The sequence below is a fragment of the Paenibacillus sp. SAF-068 genome (assembly GCF_051967555.1).
In the GTDB taxonomy this organism is placed as follows: domain Bacteria; phylum Bacillota; class Bacilli; order Paenibacillales; family Paenibacillaceae; genus Paenibacillus.
The window spans coordinates 1-18,351 of the sequence record NZ_JBQCJX010000010.1 but is presented as its reverse complement, the minus strand read 5'-3'; the positions used below and the strand labels follow the sequence as shown (position 1 = coordinate 18,351).

Here is an 18,351-nt window from a genome sequence, read left to right as displayed (position 1 = left end):
GGTGAATAACATGATACCGCAATATTTAGTTGATTTTGATCTATCTGCGCTACCCATGGTAGAGACGGATGTACTGGTTATAGGCTCAGGGATTGCTGGTTTGTTTACTGCCATTAAGGCAAGTCAACAACAACGTGTATTAATGATCACGAAGAAGTCATTACTTGAAAGTAACACCAGATATGCGCAGGGAGGAATCGCTGCGGTTATTGCTGAGGATGATTCACCTGCTTACCACTTGCAGGACACACTTGTTGCAGGAGCGGGCTTATGCCGCTCCGAGGCGGTAGAAGTATTGGTGAATGAGGGTCCGGACGGAGTGAAGGAACTGATTCGTTTGGGTACTTTGTTTGATCTGGAGAACGGCGAGTTGGCATTGACGCAGGAAGGTGCGCATAGCCACCGCCGTATTTTGCATGCCAACGGGGACGCAACGGGATATGAAATTGTACGTGCGCTTGCTGTCGAAGTGAATGAGCATCCCGGGATTGAATTGTGGGATGAGCACTTTGTAGTTGATCTGATTACAGATCGAAATCGTGGGGAATGCCTTGGCGCTCTGGTTCAAAAGGATGACGGATCGCAAGTGTTCGTGAAGGCACAGGCAACCGTTCTTTGCTCTGGTGGGGCAGGACAACTGTACCGATATACGACGAATCCGGATGTAGCTACTGCCGATGGTGTAGCCATGGCTTACCGGGCTGGGGCTATCGTTCGTGATATGGAATTCATTCAATTCCACCCCACCTCGCTATGTTACCCGGGGGCCCCGCGTTTCCTTGTGTCAGAAGCCGTACGCGGCGAAGGAGCATACTTGCGCAATGTAAAGGGCGAACGCTTCATGGATCGATACCATGACCAGCTTGAACTGGCCCCACGCGATATCGTGGCACGAGCGATTGTTAGTGAAATGGAGTCCACTAACAGTACCTTTGTGTATCTGGACATTACGCATGAACAGCCAGAGATGATCAAACATCGGTTCCCTACCATATATGAGACTTGTATGCGATATGGATTGGACATGACAACGGACTGGATTCCCGTTGCACCTGCTGCCCATTACATGATGGGTGGCGTGAAAACGGATTTAAGTGGAGAGAGCAGCATCTCCCGGTTATTTGCTTGCGGCGAGGTGTCTTCTACAGGAGTGCATGGGGCTAACCGTCTGGCCAGCAATTCTTTATCAGAAGCGATTGTATTTGGCCGGAGGATTGTTGATCGTATCCATTCGCTTTCTCCGCTTGGTTCAGTACAAGGAAGAGGGGTTGCGCCTTCTTCTGTGGACATGAATAGCAAGATCAACAAGATCATGGAAGAGCAGAAGCCAGTATCGGAAAGACGCTTACGATTACAGAAAATGATGGTTCGTCAGGTAGGCTTGCGCCGGAATGGTGAGGACCTACAAAAGGCCATGGACAAGCTGCAACAGGAATTGCAATATTTTGATCAGACACTCACGCATAAGGAAGAGCTGGAGTATGCCAACCTTCTGACTTGTGCCTGGTTAGTTACCAGCGGCGCACTACACCGCGAGGAGAGTCGGGGGGCTCACTATCGTGAGGATTTCCCGGCACGTGATGATATCGTGTGGCAGAAGCATAGTCTGCAGCAGCGAGAACAAGCCATTGTGGAGGAATTGATGTCATGATACTGAACGGATATAATGAAGGGCTTATCGAAACAATCAAGAACTGGCTTCGTGAAGATGTTGGTGCAGGTGACGTTACAACGAGTGTGACGATCCCGGCAGGCAATCAATCCAAGGCCATTATACATGCCAAAGACAATGGGATTATTGCCGGCATGACTGTGGCTGATCTTGTATTTCAGGTCGTTGATCCTGATCTTGTATTTACACCGAAGGTAACAGACGGGGATAAGGTTACCCATGGCACAATTTTGGCCGAGGTAGAGGGAAGTACACATTCACTGCTTACGGGAGAACGACTGGCACTCAACTTGCTGCAACGTATGTCCGGAATAGCCACGCGTACACGTGCCTACGTGGATGTGCTGGATGGTCTTGAGACCAGATTGGTGGATACACGCAAGACAACGCCGGGTCACCGATTACTTGAGAAATATGCAGTGCGCGTGGGTGGCGGAGCGAATCATCGATTTGGACTGTACGATGCCGTTATGATTAAGGATAATCACATCAAGGGTGCAGGCGGAATCACCGAGGCGGTACAGCGTGCGCGAGCCGTTATTCCACATACGATGACGATTGAAGTGGAGACTGAAAATCTGGAGCAGGTGAGAGAAGCCTTGCAAGCCGGGGCAGATATCATTATGCTGGATAACATGCATCCAGAGCGGATGCGTGAAGCAGTTGACCTCATTCGTGAACAGGCTCCTCATGTGAAGATTGAAGCATCTGGTAACGTATCCCTCCAGACCATTCGTGGTATTGCAGAGAGTGGCGTGGATGTAATTTCGGTTGGCAGGTTAACCTATTCTTTTGAGAGCCTGGATATCAGCCTGGATTTAAATGAAAAGAAAGAGGGGTGAACCTCTTTGATTCTAGTTGTAGACGTGGGGAACAGCAATATGGTGCTCGGCGTGTATCAAGGCCGGGAATTGCTGCACCACTTTCGTCTGAGTACATCACGTCAGTCAACAGTGGATGAATACGGCGTATTGATTTATAATTTATTTCATATGTCCGGCATCAGGGCTAGTGACATCGAAGGTGTCATTATCTCATCTGTGGTTCCGCCACTGGTGAATGTCATCGAAGCGATGTGTGAGAAATATGTAGGCAAAAAAGCTTTGCTCGTTGGGCCAGGGATCAAAACTGGCTTGAACCTGCGATACGAGAATCCTCGTGAAGTGGGTGCAGATCGTATTGTGAATGCAGTGGCAGCCGTTGAGAAGTATGGCGGTCCTCTCGTCGTGGTCGATTTCGGTACCGCAACGACCTTTGACTGTATTGACGAGAAAGGTCACTACCTGGGGGGAGCCATTGTGCCGGGCATTCAGATCGCCACTGAAGCGCTCTATGAGCGGGCATCCAAGCTGCCACGTATAGAGCTGGAGAAACCCAAAAAGGTCATTGGCCGTAATACTATTCATGCTATGCAAGCAGGTATTATATTTGGCTATGCAGGACAGGTAGATGGTATTGTAGAGCGAATTCGCGAGGAGATGGGAGCAACGCCCCGAGTTATCGCGACGGGTGGTCTCGCTACACTTATCGCAGAAGAAACCCGTAGTATAGAGGAAGTTGATCCGCTGCTTACGCTTGAAGGGCTGCGTATTATATATGAGCGGAACCGGGAAAGGTGAGCATAGAGACGGCATACAGCGGGCTGAGATTACAGCTTAAGTGTTGTGCCGTTTTTTCTGTGTTACGACGATTATGGCGATACGCCAAAGGAGGCTGAATGACTTGGAAAACAACAAGCATGACCGGTTAATTCGTGGTACAGCAATGAATGGAAAGGTAAGAGCCTTTGCTATTCAGACTACAGAACTGGTTGAGGAACTACGCAGAAGACACGATACGTTTCCCACGGCTACAGCTGCCATGGGGCGTACGGTTACAACTGCAGCCATTATGGGTGCAATGCTCAAAGGTGAAGAGAAGTTAACGGTACAAGTCAACGGCGATGGTCCAATTGGACAGATTGTAGCCGATGCCAATGCCAAAGGCGAAGTACGAGGATATGTTTCTAATCCACATGTACATCTGCCAAGCAACAGTGTGGGGAAACTGGACGTTGCCGGTGCGGTTGGAACGGAAGGTTTCATTAACATAACGAAAGACCTGGGATTGAAAGAGCCATATCGTGGTAGTGTGCCTATTATTTCAGGAGAACTTGGTGAAGACTTTACGTACTACTTTGCTCAATCGGAGCAAACACCTTCTGCTGTAGGCGTGGGTGTGCTCGTTGATACGGATAATTCCGTAATTGTCGCAGGCGGATTCATTATTCAGCTGTTGCCGGGATTGACAGATCAAGAGATCACGGCGATCGAGAATGCCATTGGCACGTTGCCGCCAGTGACGACTTTACTGGAGCAAGGGCTTGAATTGGAAGAGCTGCTCCGCCGATTGTTGCCAGATGTACAGGTGATGGAAGGACTGGATATTCATTTTAGCTGTGAGTGTTCACGTGAGCGGGTAGAGAAGACACTAATCAGTCTGGGTCAAACGGAGATGGAGCAATTAATTGAAGAAGAGGGCCGAGCTGAAGTGGTTTGCCAGTTCTGTAATGAAGCCTATGATTTTAACAAAGAACAACTTGAGACCATCCTAGAGCAAGCCAAGAACTGATCTATGCGGGGACGGGATGCGGAATGACAAGACAGGAAAAAGTGTTGTGGACGGCTGTAATTGTCTTGACGCTGGGCATGTTGGTTATGGGTACGGTGATGGCTATGCATGGTCTCAGACAGGGCAAAGATGAGGCAGATGCCCCCCATGATGCCAACACGGAAGAAGGAAGCACTGTAGCCACGATCAACGGAGAAGTGATCACGGATAAAGAGTGGACCGATGCGCTAAAACGGCGTTACGGTAGTGAGTTGTTACTCCAGATGTTAAACCGTAAAGCGGTATATGCCGAAGCAATTGAACGCAAGCTGATCGTCACTCCCCAAGAGATTGCAAGAGAACTTGCGGCCGCAATGGATGGGTACGATTCAGAGAAATCGTATTTTGACGAAATGAAGTCCCAATTGGGCCTGTCGAAACAGGAACTTGAATTGGAAGCCGGCTACAGGCTGCTGCTTGAGAAAATAGCAACGATTGGCATACAGATCAAAGATGCAGATATTGAGCAATACTGGACCGAACACCGTGAGGATTACGTTTCCCCCGAGAAATATGATCTGTCCATCATCGTAGTGAAGGAAGAAGAGGACGCCGATTCCTTAATGGATGGATTGGAGAAGGGGGAAGACTTTGAAGAAGTTGCCCGCAGGCAATCGACAGACAGCTTCTCTCGTGATGCTGGTGGAAGGTTAGGATGGATTGAACGGAATGATCCGTTCCAGTCAGAGGAGATCCTTCAACTCGCCGCCGGGCTGGATGTAGGCGATATCGCCGGTCCGGTTCGAGTGGAAGAGGGTTATGCTGTTATCAGACTCAATGATAAAGAAGAGCAGCAGGTTCAGTCGGTTGATGAGGTTCAGGATGAGATTCGAATGCAATTGGCCCTGAGTCAGGCTGACCCGTTGCCGCAAGTAGAGCAAATGTTGCGTAACAAGTATGAAGCTGTGATCCTGTCCGAGATTCCCGCCTCCTGATTTCAATGAAAAGATTGTCTCGTACTGTTGCATCTTGATAAAAATACGCTGTCTGCGGCCTTAGAGCCGAAGGCAGGGTATTTTTTTTAAGTACTCATATTGACAATAAGGGTTATCGTTGATAAGATGAAAATAATAAATACCTACTCGTTTACTCGGATATAAAAGATTAACTTCTGAACAAAGAAACTTTCGGAAACCTTCACCCTGTCTGGAAATCATAGCATTATGGGACGGGAGCAACGGGATTTCCGCAGTTCTTCTATAACATCCAGAGGCTATCGGCCGCACAGTATAAGATAACAGGACTCAAGTTTTATTCATCCACTAAGGAGGGCATTCATATGGCTAAAGTAGTTAATAACGTAACAGAACTCATCGGAGGTACTCCGCTTGTTCGTCTGAACCGTATCGTACCTGAAGGCAGTGCTGAAGTATTCGTCAAGCTGGAGTACCAGAATCCAGGTTCAAGCGTGAAAGACCGTATCGCAATTAGCATTGTGGAAGAAGCGGAAAAAGAAGGCAAGCTGAAACCAGGTGATACCATTATCGAAGCAACGAGTGGTAACACAGGAATTGGACTCGCGATGGTGGCTGCAGCCAAAGGATACAAGTCCGTTATTGTAATGCCTGAGACGATGAGCTTGGAGCGTCGCAACCTGCTTCGTGCGTATGGTGCTGAGCTTGTGCTTACACCTGGAGCTGAAGGTATGAATGGTGCTGTTAAAAAAGCCGAAGAACTGCTGAAAGAAAACCCATCCTATTTCATGGCTGAGCAATTTAAAAATAAAGCCAACGTGAAGATCCACCGTGAAACGACTGGTCCTGAGATTGTTGACGCAATTCAGTCTGTGGGCGGTACGTTGGATGCTTTCATTGCCGGAATTGGTACAGGCGGAACAATCACAGGTACAGGTGAAGTGCTGAAAGAAGCTTTCCCTGGTATTAAAATTGTTGCAGTTGAGCCAGCAGCTTCGCCAATTCTCGCAGGCGGCAAACCTGGACCTCATAAAATCCAGGGGATCGGTGCCAACTTTATCCCTGAGATTCTGGATCAGGAAATCTATGATGAGATCATTCACATTGAGAATGATGATGCATTCGAGACGGCTCGCCAGGTAGCGAAGGAAGAGGGCATCTTGTCCGGTATTTCCTCTGGTGCAGCAATCCGTGCAGGTCTTCAGGTTGCGAAACAATTGGGTGCTGGCAAACGCGTTGTCGTAATCGTGCCAAGTAATGGCGAACGTTACCTCAGCACACCGCTTTACAACTTTGAAGCGTAAGCCTACAAATGACTAAACCAATCCTCCTTGCCCGCATGACGGGTATGGAGGATTTTTGGCGTAATGCTTTTAAAAGGAGCGACGCTTTAGTATACTATCAGACAATAGAACTAGCGACAGATGGAGGGCGGTACACCGCAATGACACACCTGATGACAACATACGCCGACTGGACGGAGTGGGCTGGACAAGGCTGGACCATGATGCCCTATATCACGAAGTCGGATGAGGGGCCGTATCATGGCGGTTTACCGTTATCGTGGGAGGCAGCCTGGGAGCAGGCGTCACCATACGCAATGGTGTTGGAGAATGGCAAAGGCGGGAGATATACATTTCTGGGACTAGACCCCGTATCCGTTATTTCTGGGAAGGGTCAAGAAGCGGTCATTCGTGATGTACCAGAAGGAACCACCTCGACGGACAGCGGTAAGCCGCTTGATGTATTGAAGAGATGGACTGCTCCTTATCGTGCACCTAAGGTTATTGGGGCCCCAGACTTTGGGGGGGGCTACGCAGGTTATCTCAGTTATGATGTAGCCAGATCGTTGGAGAAGCTGCCAGTCTTGGCTGAAGATAACCCGGCTTTGCCGGATTATTGGTGGATGCGTTTTGAGGAAATATGGGCGTACGACCATCAGCAACAGACCCTTTTCTGCATGGTTCATCTGGCTATAGAGCCTAATCAGAACGAAATCGATATCCGTGGTCTATATGCAGCGGCCGAAACGCGAGCGGTAGCGATGCAGCAACGATGGCTTCATATTATGGGGGCTGCACAGGCCGAGGAACAACAACAGGCGCTGGAACGCCGCAACAAGCAGGTCAATCGCACACCACAGCCGGAAGATGCGGAAAGGGAATCCGAAGGGTGGGAAACCTCTTTTCCACAGAAGGACTTTGAACAGGCTGTACGCACGGTACAGGAATATATCAGGCAGGGCGATGTGTTCCAGGTGAATCTGTCCTTGAGACAGGAGAAACGGCTTCATTCGAGCGCTGAGCATATTTATGAATGGCTGCGCCTCGTGAATCCATCACCGTATATGGGTATGCTGCGTAGTCCAGACTTTCAGCTAGTAAGTGGATCTCCCGAGTTGCTGGTCAAAGTGGAGAATGGTAAGGTCAGTGCACGCCCCATTGCAGGAACCCGAAGAAGGGGCCGTGATGAGGCAGAGGATAAGGCTATGGCGGATGAACTGCTGGGTAGTGAGAAGGAACGGGCGGAGCATATTATGCTCGTCGATCTGGAACGTAATGATATCGGACGGATTGCAGCCTACGGTTCGGTTCATGTGCCTGAATTGATGACCATCGAGAAGTATTCCCATGTCATGCATCTCGTCTCTCAGGTGGAAGGCAGACTGGCAGAAGGCTTATCCGTATTTGATGTGATTGCTGCGACATTCCCGGGTGGAACGATTACCGGAGCGCCCAAAGTCCGCACCATGGAGATCATCGAGGAGCTTGAGCCTGTGCGTCGTGGACCTTATACGGGTTCGATCGGGTGGATGGATTACAGTGGGAATATGGAATTGAACATTGTCATTCGTACGCTTGCCATCAAGGATGGTATTGGTTATGTCCAGGCCGGTGCAGGAATTGTCATTGATTCCGATCCATATCGGGAGTACAAGGAATGCCGCAACAAGGCAAGAGCGATGATGAGAGCTGTGAATTACAGCGAGGAAGCGGAAGCAAGCAGGGTTATTGAACAAGAAGAAGCGAAACGAACGGAAGCTGTTGAACTAAAATAAAACGAAGCAACCGTCACTTGATTGACGGAAGATGAGGAGGAGCAGGCATATGATACTGGTTATCGATAATTACGATTCCTTCACGTACAACCTGGTTCAATATCTGGGTGAACTGGGTGAGACGGTGGAAGTTCGCCGCAACGATGAGATTGATTTGGCAGGCATAGAAGCACTGGCACCTGATCATATTCTGATCTCTCCGGGCCCGTGTACACCCAATGAAGCGGGCATCAGCCTGGCAGTCATTGATCATTTCAAGGGAAGCATTCCGATCTTTGGTGTATGTCTGGGACATCAGTCCATTGGACAGGCGTTTGGGGGCAATGTCATTCGTGCGGAGCGCATGATGCACGGCAAAACATCCGAGATGCACCACAATGGAACATCGGTATTTGCCGGATTGCCATCCCCATTTACAGCTACCCGTTATCATTCACTTATTGTAGAGCGCAGCAGTCTGCCCGACTGCCTGGAGATTACAGCTGAGACAGCTGAAGGTGAAATTATGGGTCTGCGCCATAAAGAATATGCGATTGAAGGGGTTCAATTCCACCCGGAATCGATTATTACAGATCACGGTCATCAGATGCTTCGCAACTTCCTGTCCCAACAAGTGAAGGTATAAGATGCAATATGCCGCGATAAACGGAGAGTTGGTTCATATGGCGGCAGCTGTGGTTCCTGTAACGGATCACGGCTTTTTGTACGGACTTGGATTGTTTGAGACGTTTCGGACTTATCAGGGCATCCCTTTTCTACTGGAACGGCATCTGGAGCGGATGGCTTCCGGGTGTGAAGAACTGGGCATCCCTTTTACAACGACAACGGCAGAAGTGACAGATTGGATTCAGCGTTTGATGCAGGAGAATGGACTTCGAGAAGCATACGTGCGATATACGGTATCTGCGGGTGAAGCACCGCTAGGCTTACCCTCTGGTGATTATTCGAAGCCAAATCATATTGTGCTAGCAAAAGCATTACCTGAACCCTCTTCCTCTTTATATGAGAGTGGCAAAATGCTTCAACGGTTGACTACGCCACGCAATACACCCGAGGGTGAAGTTCGGTTCAAGTCGCTGCATTACATGAACAGCATTCTGGCGAAACGGGAGCTGAACGGATATGGGCAGGATGTGCAGGGGGCAGAAGGGCTACAATTAACCCGTGATGGGTATGTCGCTGAGGGTATTGTCAGCAATATATTTTGGATACGGGAAAATGTGCTCTACACGCCAGCACTTTCAACAGGCATTCTGCCGGGCATCACGAGAGCTGTGGTACTTGAGATCGCCATGCAGCAAGGAATTCCTTGTATAGAGACGTTAGCTGCCTGGGAGGAACTCCTGCAAGCAGATGAGATATTTCTAACTGGCTCGGTGGCAGAGCTGGTTCCGGTTACGACTCTGCGGGATCAGAATGGTACTGAAACGATAATCAGCAACGGATATATAGGCCCGGTTACAGCAGTTCTTCTGGGTATGTATCGGCAGAAAGCGGGGTATACTTCATGACACTTACACCTGTCATCTATGAACGGAACTATGTATGGGGGCCAGCTGAGTTGAAGTTGGGTGCAAGAACACAGATTATGGGCATTCTTAACGTCACGCCTGACTCATTCTCGGATGGTGGACATTATACCAACGTGGAACGGGCAGTTGCCCATGCCAAGCAGATGATGGAGGACGGAGCGGACCTGATTGATATCGGCGGAGAGTCCACCCGTCCAGGTTCAGATGTCGTGGGTGCCGATGAAGAGCTGAGCCGGATCATTCCGGTTATTGAAGCATTGCATCAGCAAGCCCCACACATACCGATATCGGTAGATACGTATAAGGCCGATGTTGCACGTCAAGCTATTCTGGCCGGTGCCCATATCATTAATGATGTGTGGGGTGCCAAGGCAGATCCGGATATGGCCCGCACGGCAGCAGAGCTGGGGTGTCCCATCATATTGATGCATAATCGGCAGGAGCGAAACTATACCGATTATCTGAGTGATGTCGTGAGCGACTTACAGGAGAGTATTCAACTTGCACTGGGAGCGGGCGTGAAAGCAGATCAGATTGTTCTGGACCCGGGCATTGGATTCGTAAAGGATCTCACAGAAAATCTGAAGCTCATGTCATCACTCGGTTTGCTCAATGAAATGGGTTATCCGGTTCTGCTAGCCACTTCACGTAAAAGATTCATCCAGAACACTTTGGATGTTGGTGCGGATGATGCGCTGGAAGGAACGGCTGCGACCGTTGCCTTCGGCATTGCCCAAGGCTGTCAGATGGTTCGGGTTCATGATGTGAAGCCGATTCGGCGGACGGCAGACATGTGTGATGCCATGTTATATGCATCTCCGGGGCTACGGAGGAAATAAGGCTGGCGGGTCCGAATGGCCCGTCCAGTTGAAGTGCAGCGTTTTTCAAAAATTTCATTATTATAGAGGGCAGGCGGACGTATGGATAGAATGGTTATGCATCGCATGGAGTATTACGGTTATCACGGTGTATTTGCCGAGGAGCGGAAGCTAGGGGCACGTTATTATATTGATCTGGAGATTGATATGGACCTGAGTGAGGCTGGACGTAACGATGATCTGACCAAAACGATCAATTATGCGGAGATCCATGAACTGGTCAAACAGATCGTTGAAAATAAATCATTCCAGTTAATTGAAGCTTTGGGCGAACATATTGCATCTTCTTTACTAGACACTTATACTATTATCAATGCATTGACAGTCAAGGTGACGAAGCCACATCCGCCATTCGATATTCATTTTGAGGGCGTAACGGTAGAGCTTCGACGCACAAGAAAGTGAGAACCGATGATCATGATTGCACATTCGACCTCTGAATCCTCAGAGGCTTATATTGCTTTAGGGGCCAATTTGGGTGACCGGGAACAGACGCTGTTTGAAGCATTGTCTTTGCTGGATGAACACCCTCATATATCCGTTCTGCGTTGTTCTGCACTATATGAGACGGAACCCGTAGGATATGTAGATCAGCCTGCGTTTCTGAATATGGCAGTCGCCGTACAGGTGATGCTGACACCGGAGCAGTTGCTTACGGAATTACTGGATATCGAGAATCGGCTTGGACGTGTTCGTGATATTCGCTGGGGACCGCGCACCGTTGATCTGGATCTGCTCTGGATGCACGGTGAGACGCGAGATACCGAATTGCTTCAATTGCCTCATCCCCGTATGGGAGAACGAGCTTTTGTACTGGTGCCACTGTCGGATATCGTACCGGAGGGCGAGGTTTCAGGTTTGTATACCTTTGTACACTCATCGTTGTCTGTACTGGATGGAAAGGATGGAATACAGCTTTGGAAAACATGCAATTGGCCAATCGAATCCGGGCATTCCGGAAGCTGAAAGGTTTAACACAACATGAACTTGCTGCCGAGACCGGCATCTCGCTCGCCATTCTGGGAACCATTGAGCGGGGAAACCGTAAGATATCCCAGCAAGAGCTGGACCGGATTGCAGGTGTGCTGGCAATCAGTACTGAGGAGTTGCAGGGCAAGTAGACCGTTTCGGTTTCGTCATGTTACAACAACCAACCAAGACATTGATCGAATTTTATATCGTTGATTATACAGAATCAAAAAAGGAGTGAAACGACTACCGTGCTTAACATTGGTGGCATTGAAATGAAAAACCAGGTCGTGCTTGCGCCGATGGCTGGCGTATGTAATCCGGCTTTTCGTTTGATCGCAAAAGAATTTGGAACAGGCCTCGTGTGCGCGGAGATGGTGAGTGGCAAAGCCATTGTCCATGGCAACCAGCGTACACGTGAGATGTTGTTTGTAGATGAGCGTGAGAAACCGCTGAGCCTTCAGATTTTTGGGGGAGATCGTGATTCCCTCATAGAAGCAGCCAAAATCGTGGACAAAGAAACCAATGCCGATATCATCGACATCAACATGGGATGCCCTGTGCCAAAGGTAACGAAATGTGATGCAGGTGCACGTTGGTTGCTTGATCCGAACAAGATCTATGAGATGGTATCTGCTGTAGTAGGTGCAGTGGAGAAACCGGTGACGGTTAAGATGCGGATTGGCTGGGATAACGAACACATCTTCGCGGTGGAAAATGCGCTCGCGGTTGAACGTGCGGGTGGACAGGCGGTAAGTGTGCACGGTCGTACACGTGAGCAACTTTACACAGGTACAGCTGACTGGTCACACATCAAAGATGTAAAAGAGGCTGTCTCTATTCCGGTGATTGGTAATGGCGATGTCCATACACCAGAGGATGCACGCCGTATGCTGGATGAAACGGGTTGTGATGGAGTGATGATCGGTCGTGCCGCCCTGGGTAACCCATGGATGCTGTATCGTACCATTCAATACTTAAGCACAGGAGAATTGCTTCCTGACCCGAATGGCGAAGAGAAGATCCGTGTTGCCATTCTGCATATGGATCGCCTGATTGCATTGAAGAATGAGACGGTTGCCGTACGTGAGATGCGTAAACATCTGGCTTGGTATCTGAAAGGCTTAAAAGGATCTGCCCGTATTAAGGACGTTATTATGGAAGGAACCAAACGGGATGAGATGGTACAGATTCTCGAGAACTTTGTAGGTCAGCTGAAAAGCGAGGGTAATTTGGAATCAGAACCGGTAATTGCCGGAAATGCATCTTAATTATTAACATAGCTATAAAACGTTTACAGCTACAGGGGGCGTAACATTGACTTTTCGAGACCGTTCCCCTATAATTTCACAGTATAAATTCGCCATGTGCGTTAATTAAAGGCTAGTCATCAGGAGGAATATTCTATTTCTCTGGAGAACTTCATATAGTTTTGAAGATGTATGCGGGCGGAGCTCTGTAATCAGCACTGATTCCGTTGCCGTACAATCAAATTATTCCCATGACAGGAGAATCGGTTGAGATGAGCGACAAGGAAGTTATCCTTACACCAGAGGGACTTAAGAAGCTGGAAGAAGAACTGGAAACATTGAAATCAGTGAAGCGCCGCGAAGTGGCTGAACGGATTAAGGTAGCCATCGGTTATGGAGATATCAGTGAGAACTCTGAGTACGAAGATGCAAAGAACGAACAGGCTTTCATTGAAGGTCGTATTATTACTTTGGAGAAAATGCTTCGGAACGCACGCATCATTAACAGTGATGAGATTGATACGGATGTTGTAAGTGTAGGTGCCACAGTTACTGTAGAAGATTTGGAATTCGGCGACATCACAGAATATACCATTGTAGGATCTGCTGAGTCTAACCCGCTTCAGAACAAGATCTCAAACGAAAGTCCGGTCGGTAAAGCGATCCTGGGCAAGAAAAACGGTACAGTGGTTGATGTAAGTGTACCTGCTGGCGTAATTCAATATAAAATTGTAGATATTAAAAAGCTATAGCAACGAAGCAGTTGGGCACGGTAAACAAAAGCTTCCTTAGGGGAGCTTTTTCAACATTTGAGGAAGAAGAGTGTCCTCACGCGATGCCTGCAATGTAAATAAGGAGATGAATACAGATCATGACGGATGAAGTCTTGAATCAGGAAACCGAACTTAGCGAGCTTTTACAAATTCGCCGTGACAAATTGGACGAGCTCCGCAAATTGGGAATCGACCCTTTTGGCCAAAAATACGTACGTAACGAAGAAGCCGGCTCCATTCTGAAGAAGTATGAAGAACTGACCAAGGAAGAGCTGGAAGAGAAGCACATCGAAGTCAGTATTGCCGGACGGATTATGGCGAAGCGGGGAATGGGTAAAGCTAGCTTTGCACATATTCAGGACCTGAGCGGCAGAATCCAGATCTATGTTCGTCAGGATACCGTGCCTGAAGACAAGTATGCGGCATTCAGCCTGCTGGACCTTGGCGATATCGTTGGGGTAACTGGCGTGATCTTTAAGACCAAAACAGGTGAAACTTCTGTCAAAGTTAAAGATCTTGAAGTGCTGTCCAAATCGCTCTATCCGCTTCCGGATAAATTCCATGGCCTCACCGACGTAGAGCTGCGTTACCGCCAGCGTTATGTTGACCTGATTATGAGCCCGGACGTACAACAGACCTTTATCGCACGTTCCAAAATCATTCAATCGATGCGTCGTTACCTGGATTCCCTTGGATATCTGGAAGTGGAAACACCTACGTTGCATACCATCGCAGGAGGAGCAGCAGCACGTCCGTTTATCACGCATCACAATGCGCTGGATATGGAACTGTACATGCGGATTGCGATCGAGCTTCACCTGAAACGTCTGATTGTTGGCGGACTGGAGAAGGTATATGAGATCGGCCGTGTATATCGGAATGAAGGTATGTCCACACGTCACAATCCGGAGTTCACAATGATTGAATTGTATGAGGCGTATGCCGACTACAAGGATATTATGCAATTGACGGAGAACCTGGTAGCTCATATTGCACAGGAAGTGCTGGGTACGCAAGTAATCCAGTATGGAGATTATGAAGTAGATCTTACGCCGCAGTGGCGTCGTGTTTCGATGGTGGATGCAGTTAAAGAAGTTGTGGGCGTAGACTTCTCTGTTCACATGACCGATGAGGAAGCACATAGCTTGGCGAAGGAACATAAGGTTCCGGTTGAAAAACATATGACATTCGGTCATATTCTGAATGCGTTCTTTGAGGAATTTGTGGAAGAGACGTTGATTCAACCGACATTCATCACGGGACACCCTCTTGAAATCTCACCGCTGGCGAAGAAAAATGATGTAGACCCGCGCTTCACGGATCGCTTCGAATTGTTCATCGTTGGACGCGAGCATGCCAATGCGTTCACAGAGCTGAATGATCCAATCGATCAACGTCAGCGCTTTGAAGCACAGATGCTGGAGAAGGAACATGGGAACGACGAAGCTCATGAGATGGATGATGATTTCATCCGTGCGCTTGAATATGGTATGCCACCGACAGGTGGATTGGGAATCGGGGTTGATCGCCTGATCATGCTGCTTACCAACTCCCCTTCGATTCGTGACGTACTGCTCTTCCCACACATGCGTCCTCGTACGCAAGATTAAATAAGGAACGTATTATACGTTCATAATAGAAGAGGAACCTGCCGTTCAGTATGATGCTGAGGCAAGTTCCTCTTTAGGTTTACATAGGCGCGAAAATAAAGTTTGTCAGAACGCCGTGTTCTCAGCACGCCATTATGGTGGAACTGCGTCTTTGATTTAAGTTAGACTAACCTGTTCGTATTTTGTTAAAAGAGGTGCCCTTCATGAAGTTCAGGCTTCACTTTGCCAAATTTTTATCCCCTCCGTTAATCCTGGTCGGTGGTTTTCTGCTTATCATTGCGATTGGAACAGTGCTTCTCATGTTGCCGATCTCCAACCAAAGCGGTGTGCATTTGGCGTTTATTGACGCGCTCTTTACATCAACCTCTGCCGCATGTGTGACTGGACTTGTCGTTGTGGATGTAGGGACTACGTTTAATTTGTTTGGTCAGATCGTCATTATGGTATTAATGCAGCTCGGTGGACTCGGCTTCATGACCATGGCTACCCTTTTTGCGCTAGTATTGGGCAAACGAATCTCACTCAAGGACAGGCTATTACTCAAAGAAGCCATTAATGCAGACAGTATGGAAGGGATTGTACGCATTATCCGGAAGGTGTTGATTTTCTCCTTTACCATTGAAGGCGTAGCTGCTGTCATACTGGCGCTGCGCTGGGCAACGGAGATGCCATTGGGGCAGGCTGTGTACTATGGAATATTCCATTCCGTTTCACTGTTTAATAATGGGGGCTTCGATCTGTTCGGCAATAGCTTTCAATATTACACCGGAGATTGGATATTCAATTTCACTGCTTCTGTTCTTGTTGTCTCTGGTGGATTGGGTTTCGTTGTGTTAAATGATCTTTTTGAGTATCGCAAACGTAGGCGCCTATCCCTCCAGTCCAAACTTGTGCTGTCTGTCTCGGGGGCACTGATTGGTATAGGAGCGATTGTGTTGTTTGTTTTCGAATTTACCAATGGACATACACTGGCTTCACTCACCTGGAGCGAGAAGATCTATGCATCCTTCTTCCAGTCTGTCTCTACACGTTCGTCGGGAACGAGTACAATCGATATTACAGAGATGAGGCAGGCCACCCAATTCTTCTTCATTCTGCTGATGTTTATCGGGGCTTCCCCAGGCTCAACCGGGGGCGGAATTAAAACGACTACATTCCTGATCATGATTGGTGCAGTGTATGCCATGATTCGGGGGAATAAGGATATTGTATTTTTCCGCCAGCGTGTTCCGAAAGAACTGCTGATGAGGGCGTTGACCATTATTATGGTTTCTCTGATCATATTCATGATCGTGGTGATGCTTCTGCTTACGACTGAGGATGCGCCATTCCTTTCACTGATGTTTGAAGCTGCATCCGCAATCGGTACCGTGGGCCTCTCCGTGGGAGTGACTGATGAGTTGACCAATTGGGGAAAAATCATTATTACCTTTACCATGTTTGTAGGTCGGATTGGGCCATTAACCATCGCATATGCCCTTCGTCCGCGCAAAGAGAAGAAACTGTATCGTCATCCGGAGGGCCGGATCATTATCGGATAAAAAGAAAAACCGTCAGACATTCAGAACTAACTCCTGTTATCGTAACGGGCCTTAGTCACACGAATGTGCTGCGGTTTTTTTGGTTTAACGGCACAAGGAAGCAAGATGCAAAGTGAGAACATCGTCCATAAGTTTGGCATTCATCTGATCCGGTCTAAGCACGGTATGTATGCCTAAGCCATCCACGAGTGCATACAATCTTTCAATCTCCAGTTCTTTGTCCAGATCGGGTCTGGAGAGGTCGAGCTTTATCAAGTAGGTGATAACAGAGCCTACAGCTTGTCTGAGTTCATCATATACGGTATTAGCAAGTTCTTTGAGTGTAGGATCGGTTTTCGATCTGGCTGTAAAAGCGTACCACACCTCCATTTCGGCCAGTTTTTCTTCCGTGTTTGGTAAGAATTCGAGCAAAAGGCATTTCATATTGTCCATGGGAGAGCCGGTAAAGGACATTTTTTGGACTCGATGGGATACCCGTTCGGATACCAGATTCATGGCATATAGTAGTAGTTCCGATTGTGTAGAAAAGTAGTGGCGCATTGAGCCAACCGAAATTCCAGCTTCTTCAGCGATATTCCGAACAGAGGTTTGTTCCATGCCATCTCTTCGTATAATACGCCAAGTTGCCTCGGCCACGAGCACGCGCTGTTTATCATGATCAACAATTTTAGGCATAGCCACATTATATCATTGTTGATTATTACAGTACACACGTGCTAAATTGTATTTAATACATTTGTATCATAAAAAGGAGAGGCTGATATGATTGGTTATTTCATTATAGGTTGTGAGATTGCCTTTTGGGTGTTTGTGTTTGGGGGTCTGAGTGTCAGGTATCTCCTTGGCATGAAGCGGTTAGGCATCAGTTTGTTAATGGCGACGCCGGTTATCGATCTGTTATTGTTGGTAGCTACAGTTATGGATCTACAGCGAGGAGCTAAAGCAAGTATGATTCATGGTATAGCTGCGGTGTATATAGGAGCAAGTATTGCTTATGGTCATCAGATGATCGCTTGGGCTGATCGATACTTCCTATATTGGTTCAAGGGTGGAGAGAATCCTCGCAGCAACAAGTTATATGGTAGAGAACATGCGAGTCGTGAACGTAGTGGATGGTTCAGACATCTATTGGCTTGGGCTATAGGAAGTGCTTTTTTATTCGTCATGATATGGTGGATTGGAGATGCTGAACGTACAGCTGCCTTCAATAATCTGATCAGAGTGTGGGGAATAATACTCGGAATCGATTTTCTGATCAGCTTTAGTTACAGTTTATGGCCAAGAAAGGTTCCTGCTAGGAATGTTAAACATTAAAGTGAAAATGGACGTGCGTATGAACTTGCTAAGTTGGAAGAGTACCATATGTACGTCTGTATTAGATCAAACCGCTTGTTAATGTAGTTTCAAAAAAAGACTTGCATTCAAAACCTGTACATGGTATATTCTAATTCCGGCCAAGAAAACACAGTTTACACGGTGCGGCAAGCAAATGAAATAAGCTTCGA

General features: G+C 47.9%; 19 protein-coding genes. 18 read left to right on the top strand and 1 reads right to left on the bottom strand.

Annotation, left to right across the window (positions count from 1 at the left end):
* Positions 1-10 precede the first annotated feature (10 nt).
* The 17 genes from nadB to ACTHPG_RS26995 all read left to right on the top strand — a co-directional run bounded on the left by nadB (position 11) and on the right by ACTHPG_RS26995 (position 16,846).
* Positions 11-1,651 (top strand): L-aspartate oxidase, encoded by a 1,641-nt coding sequence (nadB, locus tag ACTHPG_RS27075; protein ID WP_440392453.1) that lies wholly within the window; start codon positions 11-13, stop codon positions 1,649-1,651.
* A complete protein-coding gene (gene nadC / locus ACTHPG_RS27070) occupies positions 1,648-2,514 on the top strand; it encodes a carboxylating nicotinate-nucleotide diphosphorylase (protein WP_440392452.1) in 867 nt (288 codons plus the stop codon). The genes nadB and nadC overlap by 4 nt, the downstream gene beginning before the upstream one ends.
* A 6-nt stretch (positions 2,515-2,520) precedes the next feature.
* Entirely contained in the window at positions 2,521-3,291 is a 771-nt protein-coding gene (locus tag ACTHPG_RS27065) for a type III pantothenate kinase (RefSeq protein WP_440392451.1), read from the top strand.
* 103 nt (positions 3,292-3,394) lie between these two features.
* A complete protein-coding gene (gene hslO, locus ACTHPG_RS27060; RefSeq protein WP_440392450.1) occupies positions 3,395-4,282 on the top strand; it encodes an Hsp33 family molecular chaperone HslO in 888 nt (295 codons plus the stop codon).
* 23 nt (positions 4,283-4,305) lie between these two features.
* Entirely contained in the window at positions 4,306-5,256 is a 951-nt protein-coding gene (locus ACTHPG_RS27055; protein ID WP_440392449.1) for a peptidyl-prolyl cis-trans isomerase, read from the top strand.
* Between the two features lie 344 nt (positions 5,257-5,600).
* Positions 5,601-6,539, top strand: coding sequence for a cysteine synthase A (gene cysK, locus ACTHPG_RS27050; protein ID WP_440392448.1), 939 nt, complete (start codon positions 5,601-5,603; stop codon positions 6,537-6,539).
* 140 nt (positions 6,540-6,679) lie between these two features.
* On the top strand, positions 6,680-8,293 hold the full coding sequence (locus ACTHPG_RS27045; RefSeq protein WP_440392447.1) for an anthranilate synthase component I family protein: 1,614 nt from the start codon (positions 6,680-6,682) through the stop codon (positions 8,291-8,293).
* A 49-nt stretch (positions 8,294-8,342) separates the two neighbouring features.
* Positions 8,343-8,918 carry an aminodeoxychorismate/anthranilate synthase component II gene (gene pabA, locus ACTHPG_RS27040; RefSeq protein ID WP_036606106.1) on the top strand — a complete coding sequence of 192 codons (576 nt, stop codon included), beginning with the start codon at positions 8,343-8,345 and terminating at the stop codon, positions 8,916-8,918.
* Between the two features lies 1 nt (position 8,919).
* Positions 8,920-9,804, top strand: a complete 885-nt coding sequence (locus tag ACTHPG_RS27035; protein WP_440392446.1) for an aminotransferase class IV — start codon at positions 8,920-8,922, stop codon at positions 9,802-9,804.
* Entirely contained in the window at positions 9,801-10,664 is an 864-nt protein-coding gene (gene folP / locus ACTHPG_RS27030) for a dihydropteroate synthase (RefSeq protein ID WP_440392445.1), read from the top strand. Before ACTHPG_RS27035 ends, folP begins: the two co-directional genes overlap by 4 nt.
* 81 nt (positions 10,665-10,745) lie before the next feature.
* Complete coding sequence (folB, locus tag ACTHPG_RS27025) at positions 10,746-11,108, top strand: dihydroneopterin aldolase (RefSeq protein WP_339238951.1); 363 nt, start codon at positions 10,746-10,748, stop codon at positions 11,106-11,108.
* A gap of 12 nt (positions 11,109-11,120) precedes the next feature.
* A complete protein-coding gene (gene folK, locus ACTHPG_RS27020) occupies positions 11,121-11,669 on the top strand; it encodes a 2-amino-4-hydroxy-6-hydroxymethyldihydropteridine diphosphokinase (protein WP_440392444.1) in 549 nt (182 codons plus the stop codon).
* Positions 11,630-11,824: a helix-turn-helix domain-containing protein gene (locus ACTHPG_RS27015; RefSeq protein ID WP_440392476.1), complete on the top strand. Its 195-nt coding sequence runs from the start codon at positions 11,630-11,632 to the stop codon at positions 11,822-11,824. The genes folK and ACTHPG_RS27015 overlap by 40 nt, the downstream gene beginning before the upstream one ends.
* 99 nt (positions 11,825-11,923) lie before the next feature.
* Positions 11,924-12,943 (top strand): tRNA dihydrouridine synthase DusB, encoded by a 1,020-nt coding sequence (gene dusB / locus ACTHPG_RS27010; protein WP_440392443.1) that lies wholly within the window; start codon positions 11,924-11,926, stop codon positions 12,941-12,943.
* 251 nt (positions 12,944-13,194) lie between these two features.
* Complete coding sequence (greA, locus tag ACTHPG_RS27005) at positions 13,195-13,674, top strand: transcription elongation factor GreA (RefSeq protein ID WP_076216743.1); 480 nt, start codon at positions 13,195-13,197, stop codon at positions 13,672-13,674.
* 119 nt (positions 13,675-13,793) lie between these two features.
* Positions 13,794-15,305, top strand: coding sequence for a lysine--tRNA ligase (gene lysS / locus ACTHPG_RS27000; protein WP_440392442.1), 1,512 nt, complete (start codon positions 13,794-13,796; stop codon positions 15,303-15,305).
* A gap of 203 nt (positions 15,306-15,508) precedes the next feature.
* Entirely contained in the window at positions 15,509-16,846 is a 1,338-nt protein-coding gene (locus ACTHPG_RS26995) for a TrkH family potassium uptake protein (RefSeq protein ID WP_440392441.1), read from the top strand.
* Positions 16,847-16,930: 84 nt separating this feature from the next.
* Here ACTHPG_RS26995 and ACTHPG_RS26990 read toward each other — a convergent pair whose 3' ends face one another.
* Positions 16,931-17,521 (bottom strand): TetR/AcrR family transcriptional regulator, encoded by a 591-nt coding sequence (locus ACTHPG_RS26990; RefSeq protein WP_440392440.1) that lies wholly within the window; start codon positions 17,519-17,521, stop codon positions 16,931-16,933.
* An 87-nt stretch (positions 17,522-17,608) separates the two neighbouring features.
* On the opposite strand from ACTHPG_RS26990, the gene ACTHPG_RS26985 reads away from it, so the two are divergent.
* On the top strand, positions 17,609-18,160 hold the full coding sequence (locus ACTHPG_RS26985) for a hypothetical protein (protein ID WP_440392439.1): 552 nt from the start codon (positions 17,609-17,611) through the stop codon (positions 18,158-18,160).
* Positions 18,161-18,351: the final 191 nt, after the last annotated feature.

Coding starts and splice junctions, on each gene's coding strand:
- nadB (WP_440392453.1), top strand. CDS start 11: ATGATACCGCAATATTTAGTTGATTTTGATCTATCTGCGCTACCCATG.
- nadC (WP_440392452.1), top strand. CDS start 1,648: ATGATACTGAACGGATATAATGAAGGGCTTATCGAAACAATCAAGAAC.
- ACTHPG_RS27055 (WP_440392449.1), top strand. CDS start 4,306: ATGACAAGACAGGAAAAAGTGTTGTGGACGGCTGTAATTGTCTTGACG.
- cysK (WP_440392448.1), top strand. CDS start 5,601: ATGGCTAAAGTAGTTAATAACGTAACAGAACTCATCGGAGGTACTCCG.
- ACTHPG_RS27045 (WP_440392447.1), top strand. CDS start 6,680: ATGACACACCTGATGACAACATACGCCGACTGGACGGAGTGGGCTGGA.
- pabA (WP_036606106.1), top strand. CDS start 8,343: ATGATACTGGTTATCGATAATTACGATTCCTTCACGTACAACCTGGTT.
- ACTHPG_RS27035 (WP_440392446.1), top strand. CDS start 8,920: ATGCAATATGCCGCGATAAACGGAGAGTTGGTTCATATGGCGGCAGCT.
- folP (WP_440392445.1), top strand. CDS start 9,801: ATGACACTTACACCTGTCATCTATGAACGGAACTATGTATGGGGGCCA.
- folB (WP_339238951.1), top strand. CDS start 10,746: ATGGATAGAATGGTTATGCATCGCATGGAGTATTACGGTTATCACGGT.
- folK (WP_440392444.1), top strand. CDS start 11,121: ATGATTGCACATTCGACCTCTGAATCCTCAGAGGCTTATATTGCTTTA.
- ACTHPG_RS27015 (WP_440392476.1), top strand. CDS start 11,630: ATGCAATTGGCCAATCGAATCCGGGCATTCCGGAAGCTGAAAGGTTTA.
- greA (WP_076216743.1), top strand. CDS start 13,195: ATGAGCGACAAGGAAGTTATCCTTACACCAGAGGGACTTAAGAAGCTG.
- lysS (WP_440392442.1), top strand. CDS start 13,794: ATGACGGATGAAGTCTTGAATCAGGAAACCGAACTTAGCGAGCTTTTA.
- ACTHPG_RS26995 (WP_440392441.1), top strand. CDS start 15,509: ATGAAGTTCAGGCTTCACTTTGCCAAATTTTTATCCCCTCCGTTAATC.
- ACTHPG_RS26990 (WP_440392440.1), bottom strand. CDS start 17,521: ATGCCTAAAATTGTTGATCATGATAAACAGCGCGTGCTCGTGGCCGAG.
- ACTHPG_RS26985 (WP_440392439.1), top strand. CDS start 17,609: ATGATTGGTTATTTCATTATAGGTTGTGAGATTGCCTTTTGGGTGTTT.